Here is a 16,014-nt window from a genome sequence, read left to right as displayed (position 1 = left end):
CCGCGCGCAGAGGCTCGAGTCATGATTCGACTCAGCGCAGGATCCTCAAACTGGGCCGGGTCTCACCGCTGACGGGGCGCGGATCGACGACGTCGGAATCCGCCACGGGCTGAACGCTGCGATCCACCCGGTGGGCCGAGGTATCGGGGGTGACGTCGTCCAGCGGGTCGGACGTCGAGACCTGTTCTTCCGGAGTTTCTTTGACCGCATCGGCTAGGGCCAGCAGGTCATCCGGATCTGCAGCGGGAGGGGCCTGCAGGTCCTCGAGGGAGACCAGGCGCAGCAGCTCCCAGCCCACCGGGGCCGTCATGGTGCGGCAGTGCCGCTGACACAGGTCGTAGGCGTGGGGTTCGGCCCGTTGCGACATGGGCCCGAGCACCACCGCCGAGTCGGCATAGTTGTACGTCAACGTGGCCACGGCGGCACCGCGGCAGCCGGTCTTGGTGCAATAACGATTCGTTCCCACAGCACGTCACTCTACCGGCTGTGCTGGCACGTACCGGAGAGCACACGCGGTCCCGGCGTCTCTTCCGAGGTGCCGCGATTCCGGCCTAGACTGGAGTGCATGTTCACCTCCGTCACCATCACCGCCGCCGAGGGCGCGGAAACCCCGGTGACGGGAGGTTCGCGACGTCGCCGGAACCGGCACGGGCGCGGACTGCGCGGGCCGTTGCATCCGCAGTCGCTGCCCCGGTACAGCAGCCGCCACTTACGGTTTGGGGAGACCCTGGCCAACGCCATTGACCGGCTGGCGGAGGTGGTGGGCGAGGACGTGCATCAGGTGAGCTTCCGATACACGATGATCCCGTTGCATTTGGAGCGCCGGTTGCAGGTGTTTCAGGGCGGCGGCGCCGAGGCGGTGGGCGATCTGCTCTCCGACGTCGAACACGGCGCAACGGACATTCCGACGATCACGGTGCACCGGATGGCTATTGAGTCCAGGGTGTCGACCCGGGGCGCGGATCCGCACGCCGATCACGATGAGCTGGCCACCGCCATGATCGAAGAACTGACGTACCGGGCGCTGGTGCGGGCCTGGTCGCGGTGGACCGGGATTCCGGTGGAGGAGATTGACCCTTCCGCGGCTCAGTAGCCCACACGGACCGGAACGCCGGTGCCGTTGGCGGCGGCCGGGGTGACCGGGTAGCCGGAGAGGCCGGTGGCGCCGTCGGACACGATCACACCGGCGAACAGCCCGGTGTCGGTGGTGGAGATGCGCACCCCGGCCGGGGCATCGACGTCGTCGAGATCCAGGGTAACGCTGTCACCTTCGGCGACTTCTTGTTGTTGGGTCTCCCCCAGGCTCCCGGATTCATCGACGAGCTGATACTCGATGGTGCCGGCGGCCGAGCCGTACACCACTAACTGCGAGGTGCCGTGGGAGGGCAGGGATACCAACTGGTCGAAGGCGAGCTCGGAGGTCGAGGGGGTCAGGGCCATGTCCACGGATTCTTCCGCGGCACCGCTGACCGAACGGGCGGTCGCGATCACCGGAGCGTCCGCCTCCACGACGATCGTGTATTCGCCGGCGGGCAGGTTGGAGAGGTCAACGCTGCCGGTGCCATTGGCAGCGAGTTCCACCACGGAGCCGCTACCCAGGGAGGCTGGACCGTCCGGTCCGAGGGCGGTGACTTCGGCGGTGGTGGCCGAGCCGGTGGCGGCGATCTGCACGGCCGGGGCGACGTCGACGTCGTCTTGACTGTTCAATTCCTCCAGGGCGTCCGCACCCGGCGAGCTCACCCCGGGGACGACCTGGCGCTGGGAGGCATCGGCGTTGGGGGTGATGATGTCGACCCCGCCGGGCATGACGCCGAAGAGCCGGTGCTGCTGGATGCTGGCGGAGACCGCACCGCCGGAGGAGCGGACTTCCACGGCCAGGTTTTCTTCGTTGGGGGCGAGCCCGCCCAGCACGAAGGAGCGGGTCTGGTCGGGGCCGAGGACGAGCCCGGAAGTGCCCGGGGAGTCGATGATCCCCTCGGCCCCGAAGAGGCGCAGGTCCACGGTGGCGGCAGAGGCCGAGGGATTGGTGAGCACCAGGATGGCGGTGGAACCCAAGGTGGTGGTGGCGCCGGTGAGGCGCTGCTGGTGGCTGGGAACGGTGCAGGCGGAGACGTCGAGACCAGTGAGGTCACCGTCACTTGCCGAATAGGCGGCAATGGCGGAGCCGAGCCCGGCTTGACCGCCGAGGGGTTCGACGGTGACCACGCTGGGCAGCCCTTGTTCGCCGCCGGGGGCGCCGACCCGGTGGGCCCCGGCGTCACGCACGGCCACGCCGTCGGCACCCGAGGTGGCGGGAGCGCCCTGCTGGATGTCATCAGGTTGGGAGGTGGTGAGTTCCTCACCGGAGGCGGCGGCCGCTTCGGGCCCGCCGTGGGCATCGCCTGCCGTGGTGGCCGGGCGCAGTGTGGAGCCGGGCAATCGGCCGGCCAGGTCGGAGAACAGGCTGACGGTGGCCTCGGTGGAGGCATCGGAGGACAGCGGGGAGAAGTCGACGTCGGTGGCCTCGTCCGCGCCCGAGGGCAGCCGAGGTGCGGCCGGGCACACGTACTGGGCGGTGGCGGCGGACAGTGCCGCGGGGGCAGCGCCGGTGTTGAGCGCGGCCGGCGTGGCGGGCAGCACGGTGGTGCCGTAGGCCACACCGCCCACCAGCAGCAGGGCGCCCACGCCGCCCAGGGTGGGCAGGGCCCAGCCGCGGCGCCGTTCGGAGCGGCCGTAGGCTTCCAGCACGGCGTCGCGGCGCACGGCCCGTTTGCGCGCGCCGCGGCCCAGCTGGGCCTGTTCGTCACTGCCGGGGGTCATCGCTGTGCCGTCCAATCCGCGTCGTCGTCGGTGCTGTCTTCCAGGGGGTCCACGGCGGAGTCGCCGGCGTCCAGCGGCCGGTCCTGGGTGCGGGAGGCGGTGCGGCGGGTCGGCGAGGGGATCGCCAGCAGCAGGGCGATCAGCAGCAGCACCCCGGGCACCACCCAGTACCAGCGCGGCACGGGGGCGTCGTAGTGAATCTCCAGCTCGCCGGTCTCGGCGGGTAGCACGAACGCCTGGTTCCAGCCTTCGGGGGCTTCCGTGGCTTCCAGCGCCTGGCCGTTGTAGGTCGCGCTCCACCGGTCGTGGGCGCGTTCGGCAAGCACCACGCGGCGCTCGGTGGACTCCTCTTCGGCGGCGGGCACTTCGGCGTGGAAGCGGCCGTGTTCGCTGGGGATCAGGGCCAGGGTGGTTCCGCCGTCGTCTTGCACTGCGGCGCGGGCCACGGCGAATCCGCGGGCTTCGGTGTCGGATTCCGAGCCGGTGTCGTCGCTGAGGACCGGTGCGCCATTGTCGCTGGCGGGTTCCACGCGCCACAGCCAGCCGTGCTCGGTCAGGCCGACGGGGGTGAGCCCGGGGACAGCGTCAAGATTAGCGGCGGTGGTCTGGTCCACGCCGTCGGGGTCGCGCAGCACCACGAAGGCCGCGCCGATGCTGGTCAGCTGGCTGCGAGGGTCATTGGTGGTACCGGCCACGAGCTCGGCGGCCAGGGTGCGCAGCGCTTCATCGGCTGGATCAGTTTCCGCGCTCTCAGGGGTGAAAATCCCACCGGTCAGCGTGCGGGTCACCACGCCACCGGACGAACGGTTCAAAGCCTCGCCGGCACCGGCTACCGCGGCCGCGGTCACCCCTTCTCCGGAGCGGGAAATGATCAGGGTGCGGGTGGAGAGCTCGCTCAGCGCTTGGTCGGCCGCGGTGGCGGGGACCTGCCGGATCGAGGTCGGGTAAATGAGGCTGGAGGCGGTCAACGCGGAGAGCTCCGGATCGGATTCCCCGGTGGTGGCACGGGCTTCGAGGGCCGCGCGCTGGCGGTCCTGGGATTCTGCCCCGGTCAAGCGCGGCACCAGCCACACGGTGGCCGATACGGCCACCGCACCCACCATGGCGAGGGCGACGGCGGGCACGGCTACCCGCTGCAATCGGTGCACCAGGTCGAATCCAGCGACGGCAGCGATCATCAGCCCCAGCCACACCACGGAGACGGCGGGGCCGGTGAACAGGGTGACGGGGGCGCCGAGGGAGTCAACGGAGACCGTGATCTGGGTGGCAACCCAGGCCGTGGCCAAGCCCACCGCGGTGACAATCAGCCCGACCCGGGCGGTCGTACCAGCGGGGCGTAGCGAGAAGACACCGAGCACGGCGAGGATCAGCAGCGGGCCGGCGATCACCAGGGCGATCACCAGCGCCCAGGGGAATCCGGGCACCAGTGAGTCGAGGCCGGGCACGGCAAGTAGTCCGGCGTCGGCGGTGAATTCCGTGGGGAAGCCGAGCAGCTGTTGCCAACCGGGAGCGGCGGTGAAGCTCAGCGGCACGCCGGGGTCGGCCAGCACGGCGCGCAGGTTGTTCCAGTGGGTGACCACCGCGGGGGCAAACAGAGCCAGGGTGAGCGCTGGGGTCCACCACAAGGCGCGGCCCCGGGAGCGCATTACCGCGGCGAGAATCAGCACACTCAGCACCGCGGGCACCAGCAGCGATGGCGCAGCAGCGGTGATCAGGGCGAGCAACAGTGCGGTCCAGCCAGAGCCGGTCCAGGAGATGACCCCTCGGGTTCCGGGCCCGGTGGGGGCGTCGCTGTGCAGCGAACCTGGGTCACGACGGCGCGGCGCGGCCGAACCGGTGGCGCGCATGAGGGACAGCACCAGCCACGGCAGCAGCAAGTGCACCAGAATCGCGCCGATCCGGCCCTGCCCGATGCTAATGAGCAGGGTGGGAGCCAGGCCCCAGGCCAGGGCGACCGCGAAGCGGGCGGCACGGGACCGGGCGATCGCTCCGGCAGCGGTCCAGGCACCTGCGGCGGCCAGCGGCAGCGTCAGAATCATCAGCACCACCACGGAAACCGAGGCGGAGCCGGTCAGTCCCAGCAGCACCAGCACCAGTCCGAAGGGTCCGGGCTGAGCGGCAAAGCCAACCCCGGATTCGGACCAGCCGGACACCGCGGTCTCCCACAGGTCGCGTAGCGAACCGTCCAGAGGAGCCAGGCTTCCGCCGGCCACGGCTTCGGCGCCGAGCAGGTTGCGCAGGCCCAGCACGGCCACCGCACCGAGCAGCAGCAGGGCGGTGACCAGGCCGATGCCCACCCAGTTGCGTTCCGGGGTGGCCAGGGCGGTGAAATCATCGTGACCGCCGGTGGGTTCTGAATCCAGGTGGGTGGAGCCGGTGCCGGCGCCGATCACCTCATCGGGTTCGGACACGTCAATCACGGAACGGCGGTAGGCCCGCACCTGAGCCCGGCGCGGGCGTAGGTCACGGATGCTGGCGGCGCGTACTGCCGACAGCGTCTGCGTGGACCGCGCCCGACGGCGGGATCCCAACAGCGCGAAGGGTCGGGTGGCGCCCTGCAGGGTGCCACCGAGCCGGGCCATCCCGGCCCCGGGCTCCTTAATCAGTAGCGACCAGGCCAGCGAACCCACCGCGGACAGCATCATCCACAGCCACAACAGCGGCAGGGTCATCCGGGCGCGAGAGTGTTTCAGCCGCATCCAAGCGGCGGCCTCATGACGTTCGCGGCGGGAGGCTTGTAGCCCTTCACCGTGGCCGCCGTGGCGGACCACCGCCCGGGGTACCACCACCACACGGTGACCAGCCAGTCGGGTGCGCAGGCACAAATCCAGGGCTGCCGCCGGGCCGGGGGTGGCCGGGTCCACGCCGTCGAGCTCGCGCCACACGTCCTCGCGCACCAACATGCCCGGAGCGGACACGGAGAGCACGTCGGTGCGGTCGTCATACTGACCCTGGTCCAGCTCGCCGGGTTCGATCATGCTCACTGCGTGGCCGGTGTGGGTCATGGTCACCCCGACGTCGAGCAGGTGACGAGGGCGGGCGCGTTCGACCTGCTTGGCGCCGGCCAGCGCCACTGAGGGAGAGACCTCCACGGCGCGCAACACCGCCTGCAGGGCGTGCGGTTCGGCGACGGCGTCGTCGTGCAGGAACCAGATCCACCGGTCGTCCGAGGTGGAGCTCCCCCCTGACTTCTCTGAGGACTCCCCCGGTTCAGCGGGCTCCATGACGGCGGAGAGCTCGTCCGCCAAGGACCGCCCCGGGGTGCGGGGACGTTCCACATGGTGCCAGTCCAGATCGGCGTCGGTCAGCTCACGGGTCGACTCAGCTACGACAGCTGGATCAATCGTCCCGGAGGTGGTCACGATGATCACGCGGTCCGGAACCCGGTGCTGTTGCGTGATGGAACGGACGGCGTCGATCAGCGTTTCCGGTCGACGATCGACCGTCACCACGGCGGTGACGTGCTGGACGGCCGAGCGGGTCACAGTACTCAGGATGACTTCTTGCGCAGGCGGCGGCGCTCACGCTCGGAGAGCCCACCCCAGATGCCGAAGCGTTCGTCGTTGGCCAGGGCGTATTCGAGGCATTCGGAGCGTACAGTGCACGCCGAGCAGACCTTCTTGGCGTCGCGGGTGGAGCCTCCCTTTTCGGGGAAGAACGCCTCGGGGTCGGTCTGGGCGCAGAGCGCATCGGCCTGCCAGGCCAGTTCGCCCTCGTCTTCGGGGTGACCAAAACCGGGAATGCCCAGCCAGGTACCGGCATCCGGTGCCGACTGCGGGGCCGGGGCGTCGCCGGGGTGCAAGGCGGTCACGGTGGCCAGGTCCGCGCCAGTGGAACCGGTCTCGGCGAGAGCATCGGTGCTCTCCAGAGCCTCGTGAGCCGCCAGGAAGGCGGTGGCCTGGTCGTCTAGGGTGACGTCGGCATGATCCGCCGCCTGGGGGTCGGCGGGGTCAATGAACCAGTCAGAGGGTACGCCACGTGTCGGACGCTGCGTGGTGGGCTCGACATCGCGTCGAGATGAGTCCAGCCGTTGTGCGTTCTCCATCAGTTCCTCTCTACGGTTCGCAGGCTCTCAGGAGAGCCGTCTCGCCACCTTCGTGCGGCGGCGAGCTAGTCCGTGCGTCAGCCCTGGGTTCAGCCCAGCACGAGGCAGGCGGTCCGACTGGATTTCCGTCGGTCGCACACGTCATGCTGATGAAGTACACCTGGGAAGCGCAACGGCCCAATACGGACCATTACTTCATCATTGATCACGTCTAATTACACCGTTGTAACTCCTCTGGGTCAAGCTCAGTTCGACGCTGCAACCGACCGCTGGCATCACGCAGCCGGGCGTGTCGAACCCTCAGCTGCCCACGTGCTATCTGCCCGCCAACTCACCGCTATCAAGCCGAGGTCACCATGGTTTCCCTCTCGTCGTCCGGCCCGTCGATCGCCCGCCCGGGCGCGGACCTGATCGCCCACGTCGGGGGCTCGGCCCGTCCCGCACTGATTCAGTACCACCAGGACGGGTCGCGCACCGAACTCTCGGGACGAGTGTTAGTGAATTGGGCAGCGAAAACGGCGAACCTGTTAGAGCATCATGGCATCGATACCGCCGGGCTGGCGGTGCTCGATCTACCCGTGCACTGGCTCACCCTGGCCGCCTCCCTAGGAATCTCCTGGGATTTTGATGAGATTCGGTGTTTTGGTGACGGCGACGACGCTGTTCAGGACGCCGCGTTGATCGTCACCACCGCACCCGAACGGTGGGCAGAGCACTCCGGTGAGCTGATCGTGGTGACCTCACTGACCGGAGCGTCCGGGTCGTCTGGGGCGCAGTTGCCCAGCCATGCCATTGATTTCGACGACGAGGTGGCCTCCCAGGCGGACCAGCATGTGGGAATAGCGCCGGATCTGATCACCGGCACCGAAGGTGCCTCGCTCCGGCTAGCAGCAGCCTCGCCGGCGAGCGCCTGGGCTTTTGAGGGTGGGCTGATTCTTGCGGAGCGCGGCACCCACCTCACCGAGGATCTCCTCGCTGCGGTGCATGAGCAGTGGTCGCGACGGTGCCCGGTCATCATGGTAGAGGTGACCGACGCTGCAGAAGATACCGGGGGCGCCGGGGGTGAGACGCTCGCCCCGGAACGGGTGGAGCATCTGCGCGAGGTCGAGCGGCTCGGCGACTCAGCGGGCTGAGTCGAACCCTTCCGACGGCGCCGAACGCTGGTCGGTGTTTGGCTCAGAATTTTCATCGGCGGCGGGCACGGCCGGAAACTGGCCGGTAAGGAACCCGCGATCGTGGGCGAATGCCGGGTCGGACTCCATGGTCTCGGAGAACACCCAGAACCGATAAGCGAAAAAGCGGAACACGGTGCCGAAGAACAGGCCCACCACGTTGCCGGCAATGAACAGCCCCGAGGTGGAGGTCACCCCGAGCAGATACTGAGCAATGAACACGCAGCCGGCCTGAATCCCCAGGCCAATGGCGTTCATGACCAAGAACAGCACCAGCTCGCGACCGACATTGGACTGACGACGGTGCCGGAAGGTCCAGAAACGGTTGGCGATCCACGAGAAGATCGTCGCCACCACACCGGCCACAATCTTGGCCTTCACGTTGGAGCCTTCCATCGGCCCGTGCATGAGCCACACGAACACCGCGGAATCGATCACGAACGCGACCGCGCCGACCGTGCCGAATTTGGCGACTTCTCGCCACAGCATACGAATCAGCCCGAGAAGGCGCTGCCAAAGGTCACTGAACATAGGGGGTGTGAGCTCCTGGTCTGGACAAAGTTCCCGGCCACTCTAATGCGGACTCCTGCTGAAAACCTGAAAGCCCCTGCCCGTGGCGCCGCGTCGGTGCCCCCTGGGAAGAAGCACGTTCGAAGGGACAGACACGTCAGCCTCTCCTTGAGTATGTACCCTAAGAGGGTGACTTTTCCTCTCGTAGGCGTCGTCGGCGGCGGCCAATTGGCCCGCATGCTGGCCCCCGCCGCCATTGAACTCGGTATCCATCTCCACGTCCTCGCAGAGTCCGAGGACGTGTCTGCGACCAGTGCCGCCCGCTACACGGTGGGCGATTATCGCGACCTGGACACGCTGATGCGCTTCGCCGCGACTGTGGATGTCCTCACATTCGATCACGAGCACGTTCCCACCGAGCACCTGCGCACCCTCGAGGACTCTGGTGTCGCGGTCCGCCCGGGACCCGAGGCCCTACAGTACGCCCAGGATAAGCTCAAAATGCGAAGCATTGCCGATGAGCTCGGATTGCCGAACCCTGTTTGGGCAGCAGTGGATTCCGTGGAAGCTCTGGTGAGCTTCGGCGAGGAGCACGGCTGGCCCGTGGTGCTCAAGACTCCCCGCGGCGGCTACGACGGCAAGGGCGTGCGCGTGGTGCGCACCCCAGAGGAGGCAGCCGAAACCACCGAGTGGTTCGAGCTCGATTTCCCGGCCCTCCTCGTGGAGCAGCTGGTCCCGTTCTCGCGCGAACTCTCCGCCCAGGTGGCTCGCCGCCCCTCGGGTGAGGTCGCGATCTACCCGATCGTGGAGTCACTGCAGACCGACAGCGTCTGTGATGTCGTCACCGCCCCGGCCCCCGGCCTAGATCCCGAGGTGGCCGCAGCAGCGGCGGAGGCAGCCTCCACCCTGGCCGAGCGTCTCGGCGTGGTGGGCATGCTCGCCGTCGAACTCTTCGAGACCCCGGGAACCGGCCCAGGCTTCCTGATCAACGAGCTGGCGATGCGCCCGCACAATTCCGGACATTGGTCCATGGATGGCGCAGTGACCGGACAGTTTGAGCAGCATTTGCGCGCCGTACTGGATCTCCCCCTGGGCTCCACTCAGCCCCTGGGCGCCTACACGGTCATGAAGAACTACCTGGGCGGGGCCAATCAAGACCTCTATTCGGCATTCGACCGGGCCATGAGCGAATATCCGAGCGCCAAGATCCACGCCTACGGAAAGTCCGTGCGACCCGGACGCAAGGTAGGTCACATCAATGTGATCGCCGCCACGGAACAGGATCTGAACCAGGCTCGCGCAATCGCCGAGGGGGCAGCCTCGGTGATTCGTGACGGAGTCCCGAGCGCCGACAGCGCCCGCTGACCCCCTCCCCGTTCCGGACTTCCCTCCTTTCCCTCTTTCCTTCGACCCGGTACCAGCTAGCCAGGAGACTGCCAGACGATGACCCAACAGAGCACCAGCCTCGATTCCGCTGCAGCAGAATCCACCACCGCACCGCAGGTGGGGATTGTGATGGGGTCCGATTCTGATTGGCCCGTCATGCAGGCTGCCGCCGAGGCGCTCGAGGAATTCGGTATCACCTACGAAGCCGATGTGGTCTCCGCGCACCGGATGCCCCACGAGATGATCGCCTACGGAACCCGCGCCCATGAACGCGGCCTGCAGGTCATCATCGCCGGGGCCGGGGGTGCAGCCCATCTTCCGGGCATGCTAGCCTCCACCACGCCGTTGCCGGTGATCGGCGTCCCGGTTCCGCTGAAAACGTTGGACGGCATGGACTCGCTGCTCTCCATCGTCCAGATGCCCGCCGGGGTTCCCGTGGCCACTGTTTCCATCGGCGGGGCGCGCAACGCCGGACTGCTCGCAGCACGCATCCTCGGTTCGGGTTCTGGCCCAGAAGCCGAGCGCATCCGCGCCCACATGATCAGCTTCGCCGCCGAGCTCAAAGACATGGCTTCCGCGAAAGGAACCCGACTGCGTGAGACACTGCAGGGTAACCCTGGATACCGTCCCACCGAGGCCTGATCTCCCAATACTCCATGGCTAAAACTCTTTCGCGCCGAGACCTCGCCGCCTTCCGTCAACGCCGGTTCGACCGGTTCCGCCCCGACGGCGCCTCCGTCGATCCTTTGAAAAATCCGCAGGGGGCCACCGCACCGGAGCGCAGCAAGCGCTCCTTCTTGTTGCTGGCACTGACCCTGCTCATTCCAGGAAGTGCGCAGGCCCTGGCCGGAGACCGTTCCCTGGGGCGCTTTGCCATGGGCGTGACCGTCTCCCTCTGGACGCTGCTCATCCTGGTGATTCTCGGGGCCTTGTTCGCCCGCGACATGATGGTGGTCCTGGCTAGCTACCCCACCGCACAGTTCCTGGCCGTGATCTTACTGGCCGTTCTCGCGGTGGGCTGGGCCATCCTGTGGATCGACACGTTTCGGCTCATCCGCTTCCGACTGCTGGCTCCCGGGCTGAAACCGATCGTCGCCTTCACCACGGTCATCCTGATGGTGCTGACCTCCGGGTCACTGGCCTACGGGTCGGTCATGCTGAATTCCTCGCGGACCTCCCTGTCCACCATTTTCGCCGATAGCCCGCCCATTGACCCGGTCAACGGCCGTTACAACTTCTTGGTGATGGGCGGCGATGCGGGTGAGGGGCGCCAAGGCCTGCGGCCCGACTCGATTTCCGTGGCCTCGGTGAACGCCGACACCGGCAAGATCATCCTGTTCTCGATTCCTCGCAACTTCCAGAACACCCAGTTCTCCGATGACTCCCCTCTGTGGTCGGTCTACCCCAACGGTTACGACTGCGGGGATCAGTGCATCATCAACTCGCTCTACGTCGACGTCGTCAATGACCACAGCGATCTCTATCCCGGTGCTGAGGATCCCGGAGCGGAAGCGATGATGGACGCCGCCAGCGGGATCCTCGGGATCGACGTGCAGGCGTACGTGTTGCTCGATATGGAGGGCTTCGCTCAGCTGATCGACTCCATGGGTGGCGTCACCGTGACCACCGGCGGTTGGACTACCCACCGCGGCAACCGTCCCGACGGCGAATGGGGCAACGCCTGGTGGGGACCGGGCACCTACGAATTCGACGGCAAAGACGCCCTGGCCTTCGCCCGATCGCGACACTGGTCGTCCGACTACTCCCGCATCCGCCGACAGCAGTGCATCCAGCAGGCCATGCTCTCCCAGTTCAACCTGCCCACCCTATTGACCCGATTCGAAGGAATTCTCGACGCCGGTGAGCAGATTGTGGAAACCGACCTGCCGCAGCAGCAGCTGGGCACTTTCCTGTCTCTGGGAGCCAAGTCGCAGCAGGTTCCCATGGACCGATTGACCATCGGCGCCCCGGACTTCGGGGACCAGGGCGAACGCTTCTCCACCTACCCCGATTTCGATGAGATCCACTCCCGCGTCTCAGACATGCTCGCTGCCGATGACACCCCGTTGGGTGGCAGCACCCCCGCCGGTGTGAACATCGCGCCGTTGCTCACCCATTTTGCTCAGGTGCGCATGGACGTCGAGGGCGATGAGGCCACCGGCTCCGAACGTGGCTCGGCCGCCTCGCAGGATCCCGCCGATTGGCCGGAGCCTCCAACGCAGGCCGACGGCACCGAGATCACCGAGGAATACCTGATGTGGGCCGAGGACACGTATCAAGAAGCCCTGCTCGAGGACGCTTCCTCGACCAACCAGTATTGCCACCCCGGATAGGTCGTGCAGCACAGATGACCTCTCTCACTCCCCCGTCCGTTCACGGTGAGGCACTCGCCGAGCTATACCTGCTCGACGGGCCAGTGCGTGACTACGCCTGGGGCTCCGCCGAGCTACTGGCCGAATTGCAGGGCCGTGACGCTTCCGGTGAGCCCGAGGCTGAACTCTGGCTGGGTTCCCACCCCGGTGCTCCCTCCGTGGTGCATCACCTGGGTGCCTCCGTCCCGTTGAATACCCTGCTGGCCGCCGCACCGGCGGAGGCCCTGGGCGGCTGCTTAGCCGCCGGAATCGACGCCTCCGGTGACCCGCATTCCCCGCAGCTCCCCTTCCTGGTGAAGCTGCTGGCTGCGGCCGCTCCCCTGTCGATTCAGGCTCACCCCACCGTTACCCAGGCCCAACAGGGCTGGGACGCGGAGAACGCTCGTGGCACCGCCCTGGATTCACCCGAGCGCTGCTACAAGGACCGCAACCATAAGCCCGAGATGCTGATCGCGATCACCGAGTTCTCTGCGCTGTGTGGGTTCCGGGACCCGCGCGATACAGCGGGCACCTTCCGCCGCCTGGGCAAGCTCCAGGAACTCTCGGCGGACGTGCTGACGGCGGTCACCGAATTTTCTCAACGGCTGGAGGCTGGGGATCTCTCCGGGGTCTTCACCGCCCTACTGGACCCCGAGGGCCCCTGGGCCGACGACACCGACAACCGCACCTTTGCCACCCGACTGCTGACCGCACTGTGTCACCCGGACAATACAGACCTGGTGGCCACCGATGCCTCGCTGAGCACCGCCGTAGAGATCGCCGCACATCATCCCGATGACCCCGGCGTGTTGGTGTCCATGCTGATGAACAGGGTGAATCTGTCCCCGGGCGAAGCCATCTTCCTCGGTGCCGGAGTGGTCCACGCTTATCTCTCCGGGCTCGGCCTGGAAACCATGGCCTCCTCCGATAACGTGCTACGCGGCGGGCTCACCCCGAAGCACATCAACGTCACCGAGCTGCAGCGGGTGGTCGATTTCACGCCGACCACGGATCCGCGCGTGCACCCAGCATCCCGCGGGGAATCCGAGGACGGTGCCCGCGTCGAAACATTCCCGGTCCCGGTGAACGACTTCATCGTCACCGGTATCCACCTTGCGTCTCAGTCCACGTTTCACCTGCACGACGCCGGACCGCGGATCCTGGTGTGCACCGCCGGTGAGGTCCGTCTGGAGGCCAGCGAGCAGTCTCTCGATCTGACCCCCGGTCAGGCCGCCTTCGCGCCCGCGAGCACCAGAGCGCTCGCCCTGGCAGACCGCAGCGCCGGCAGCGCGGGCAGCACTCAAAAGCCCCACAACGCAGAACACCCGACGACGGCGTTCGTCATCGGGTGTCCCAGCGCGTCTCGCTGACGCGACTCAGTCCTGAGTCTGGATCAGCGCTCCGGCAGCCACTCCGGCCACTTCTCGGTGCGGTGCTCGGCTTCCACCGTGCGCACGGTGCCCGACTTGGAGCGCATCACGATCGACTGGGTGACAATCCGGTCGTTGTAGTAGCGCACACCACGCAACAGGTCGCCGTCGGTGATGCCGGTGGCGGCAAAGTAGCAGTTGTCGGAACGCACGAGGTCATTCGTCGTCAGTACCTGGTCCAGGTCCAGCCCGGCGTCAATAGCCTTCTGCTTCTCGTCGTCGTCCGTGGGCGCCAATCGACCCTGGATCATGCCGCCGGTGGCCTTCAGTGCACAGGCGGTCACGACACCCTCGGGAGTGCCACCGGTGCCCAGCAGCATGTCAACGTCGGTGTTGTGGCGAGCTGCGGCGATGCCTCCAGCCACGTCGCCGTCCATGATGAACTTCACGCGGGCGCCGGCCTCGCGGATCTCACGCACCAGGCCCTCGTGACGCGGGCGGTCCAGCACGCAGATGTTCAGCTGGGAAACCGGCTTGTTCAGCGCCTTACCCAGCAAATGAATGTTCTGTTTGACCGGCAGGCGCAGGTCCACCATTTCGGCGGCCTCCGGGCCCACGACCATCTTTTCCATGTAGAACACCGATGAGGCATCAAACATGGTGCCGCGCTCGGCCACTGCGAACACGGACAGCGCGTTGTTGTAGCCCAGGGCAGTCAGGCGGGTTCCATCGATGGGATCCACCGCGACGTCCACCTCAGCTCCGGTGCCGTCGCCCACGTTCTCACCGTTGAACAGCATGGGGGCTTCGTCCTTCTCGCCCTCGCCGATCACAACCACACCGTTCATCCGCACGGTGTCCATGAACTTACGCATCGCATCCACGGCGGCACCATCGGCGCGGTTCTTATCGCCGTAACCTACCCAGTGGCCTCCAGCGATGGCCGCCGCCTCTGTCACACGCACCAGCTCCATTGCCAGGTTCCGGTCGGGCTTCAAGGAGTCGTTGAGGTCGTTCTGCGGCTGTCCATCGGCTTTCGCCATGATCTGTACTCCGTATCGTTGGTGAGCGGCACTGCTACTCTTCACATCCTACTGGGAGCCAGAGCGGCCGCGACGAAGTGGCAGAATAGAGTCCGTGACTCAACCCGTCGATGCCGCCCCGAAGCCTCAGTACACGCGCAAACAAGGTGAGCGCATGTACCAGAACGTCAAGGCCATGGCGTTCTCGGTGCTCGCCACGGTCGCCATTGTCGCCCTCGTGGTCATGCTCAACCCGCTTCGCGATCGCGACGCCGACCCCGGCATCGACGTTCCGGCCATCGCCGCCGAAGCCAGCAGCGTCGCCGACTTCACCGCTCTGGCCCCGGAGATTCCCGAAGATTGGTACGCCAGCTATGCCCGCTGGAACGGGTCGCCCTCCGACGGCGTACCCAACTGGCAGGTCGGCTATGTCACCCCCGATGAAGAATTCGTTGGCTTCGTCCAGTCCTCAGATGCCAACAGCACCTGGGTGGGGCAGCAGGTTCACGGCGCCGCGGAATCCGGCCTCATCGAGCTGAGCGGACACGACTTCAGCGTGCACCGGGCCGACAACGGACACACCTATTTGGTCACCGAACTGGCCCATGAGGAGGCTGCTGGTTCCGAGGCATCCGACATCGATTCCGTGACCCTGGTGGTCTCGGGATCCGGCTCCGATGAGCAGATCACCACCCTCACCAAAGCGGTGTTGGAGAACGACAACGAAAGCAGGTCCTGATGCCCGCAACCCCCACCCGTGCCTGGCAGATCCTGGCCCAAGGCAATGAGCGCTTCGTCTCGGGCACCACGCTGCACCCGAACCAGAATGCCGCCCGCCGCGCCTCGTTGACCGGTGAACAGAACCCGTTGGCCGTGATTTTCGGTTGTTCCGACTCCCGGCTGGCCGCCGAGATCATTTTCGACGTCGGCTTGGGTGATGTCTTCGTGGTCCGCACCGCCGGGCAGGTCATCGACGACGCCGTGCTCGGTTCCCTGGAATACTCGGTCGACATCCTCAACATCCCGCTGATCATCGTGCTCGGCCATGACTCCTGCGGAGCGGTCACCGCCGCCGTGGATTCCTATGCTTCCGGTGCCATGCCGCCCGGTTTCATCCGCTCCCTGGTCGAGCGGATCACCCCCTCGGTGCTCGCGGCACGCCAGCAAGGCGTGACCGACGTCGACGGCACCGTGGCCGAACACACCGACCAAACCGTGCACCGGCTCGTGGAGACCTCCCGTTCCCTGGCCGACGCCGTCGAAGACGGACGCACCGCTGTTCTCGGACTGACCTACTCCCTGGCCAACGGCACCGTCGAAGTGGGCGCGGCCGTCGGCGACATCGACACGCGACGATAG

General features: G+C 66.9%; 14 protein-coding genes. 8 read left to right on the top strand and 6 right to left on the bottom strand.

The genetic code is table 11. The annotated features are described in order from the left end of the window. Nucleotides 1–31: 31 nt before the first annotated feature. Nucleotides 32–466, bottom strand: coding sequence for a DUF3499 domain-containing protein (locus tag P8192_RS04595; protein WP_278158845.1), 435 nt, complete (start codon nucleotides 464–466; stop codon nucleotides 32–34). Nucleotides 467–565: 99 nt separating this feature from the next. Here P8192_RS04595 and P8192_RS04590 point away from each other — a divergent pair, with 99 nt between their 5' ends. Then, the gene (locus P8192_RS04590) at nucleotides 566–1,093 is read left to right on the top strand and encodes a hypothetical protein (RefSeq protein ID WP_270105919.1); all 528 of its coding nucleotides are present in this window, start codon (nucleotides 566–568) and stop codon (nucleotides 1,091–1,093) included. Here the strand turns inward: P8192_RS04590 and P8192_RS04585 are convergent. Genes P8192_RS04585 through P8192_RS04575 form a run of 3 tightly spaced genes read right to left on the bottom strand, consistent with a single transcriptional unit; the run spans nucleotide 1,087 to nucleotide 6,844 of the window. After that, the gene (locus P8192_RS04585) at nucleotides 1,087–2,799 is read right to left on the bottom strand and encodes a DUF5719 family protein (RefSeq protein ID WP_278158842.1); all 1,713 of its coding nucleotides are present in this window, start codon (nucleotides 2,797–2,799) and stop codon (nucleotides 1,087–1,089) included. The two genes, P8192_RS04590 and P8192_RS04585, sit on opposite strands and share 7 nt — an antisense overlap. After that, a complete protein-coding gene (locus tag P8192_RS04580) occupies nucleotides 2,796–6,284 on the bottom strand; it encodes a glycosyltransferase (protein WP_278158840.1) in 3,489 nt (1,162 codons plus the stop codon). Before P8192_RS04580 ends, P8192_RS04585 begins: the two co-directional genes overlap by 4 nt. A 5-nt stretch (nucleotides 6,285–6,289) precedes the next feature. Then, nucleotides 6,290–6,844, bottom strand: a complete 555-nt coding sequence (locus P8192_RS04575) for a WhiB family transcriptional regulator (protein ID WP_278158837.1) — start codon at nucleotides 6,842–6,844, stop codon at nucleotides 6,290–6,292. A 356-nt stretch (nucleotides 6,845–7,200) separates the two neighbouring features. On the opposite strand from P8192_RS04575, the gene P8192_RS04570 reads away from it, so the two are divergent. Beyond that, nucleotides 7,201–7,977 (top strand): TIGR03089 family protein, encoded by a 777-nt coding sequence (locus P8192_RS04570; protein WP_278158835.1) that lies wholly within the window; start codon nucleotides 7,201–7,203, stop codon nucleotides 7,975–7,977. On the opposite strand, the gene P8192_RS04565 is transcribed toward P8192_RS04570, so the two are convergent. Beyond that, the gene (locus tag P8192_RS04565; RefSeq protein ID WP_278158833.1) at nucleotides 7,966–8,547 is read right to left on the bottom strand and encodes a GtrA family protein; all 582 of its coding nucleotides are present in this window, start codon (nucleotides 8,545–8,547) and stop codon (nucleotides 7,966–7,968) included. The genes P8192_RS04570 and P8192_RS04565 overlap by 12 nt on opposite strands. A gap of 168 nt (nucleotides 8,548–8,715) precedes the next feature. On the opposite strand from P8192_RS04565, the gene P8192_RS04560 reads away from it, so the two are divergent. The 4 genes from P8192_RS04560 (at nucleotide 8,716) to manA (ending at nucleotide 13,633) form a co-directional block, all read left to right on the top strand. Further along, complete coding sequence (locus P8192_RS04560; protein ID WP_278158831.1) at nucleotides 8,716–9,891, top strand: 5-(carboxyamino)imidazole ribonucleotide synthase; 1,176 nt, start codon at nucleotides 8,716–8,718, stop codon at nucleotides 9,889–9,891. A 78-nt stretch (nucleotides 9,892–9,969) separates the two neighbouring features. Beyond that, complete coding sequence (gene purE / locus P8192_RS04555) at nucleotides 9,970–10,554, top strand: 5-(carboxyamino)imidazole ribonucleotide mutase (RefSeq protein ID WP_278158829.1); 585 nt, start codon at nucleotides 9,970–9,972, stop codon at nucleotides 10,552–10,554. A 14-nt stretch (nucleotides 10,555–10,568) separates the two neighbouring features. Continuing rightward, complete coding sequence (locus tag P8192_RS04550) at nucleotides 10,569–12,245, top strand: LCP family protein (RefSeq protein WP_278158827.1); 1,677 nt, start codon at nucleotides 10,569–10,571, stop codon at nucleotides 12,243–12,245. Nucleotides 12,246–12,259: 14 nt separating this feature from the next. Further along, nucleotides 12,260–13,633 (top strand): mannose-6-phosphate isomerase, class I, encoded by a 1,374-nt coding sequence (gene manA, locus P8192_RS04545; RefSeq protein WP_278158825.1) that lies wholly within the window; start codon nucleotides 12,260–12,262, stop codon nucleotides 13,631–13,633. 23 nt (nucleotides 13,634–13,656) lie between these two features. Here the strand turns inward: manA and glpX are convergent, their stop codons facing one another. Then, complete coding sequence (gene glpX / locus P8192_RS04540) at nucleotides 13,657–14,676, bottom strand: class II fructose-bisphosphatase (protein ID WP_278158823.1); 1,020 nt, start codon at nucleotides 14,674–14,676, stop codon at nucleotides 13,657–13,659. 94 nt (nucleotides 14,677–14,770) lie between these two features. Between glpX and P8192_RS04535 the strand changes: the two genes are divergently transcribed. Together P8192_RS04535 and P8192_RS04530 are read left to right on the top strand one after the other, a co-directional pair. Next, a complete protein-coding gene (locus tag P8192_RS04535) occupies nucleotides 14,771–15,394 on the top strand; it encodes a DUF4245 domain-containing protein (protein ID WP_278158821.1) in 624 nt (207 codons plus the stop codon). Next, nucleotides 15,394–16,014 carry a carbonic anhydrase gene (locus tag P8192_RS04530; protein ID WP_278158819.1) on the top strand — a complete coding sequence of 207 codons (621 nt, stop codon included), beginning with the start codon at nucleotides 15,394–15,396 and terminating at the stop codon, nucleotides 16,012–16,014. The genes P8192_RS04535 and P8192_RS04530 overlap by 1 nt, the downstream gene beginning before the upstream one ends.

This window comes from Citricoccus muralis (genome assembly GCF_029637705.1).
Taxonomy (GTDB): domain Bacteria; phylum Actinomycetota; class Actinomycetes; order Actinomycetales; family Micrococcaceae; genus CmP2.
Note: the sequence above shows the minus strand (reverse complement) of the source record. Positions and strands in the feature narration are given on the sequence as shown.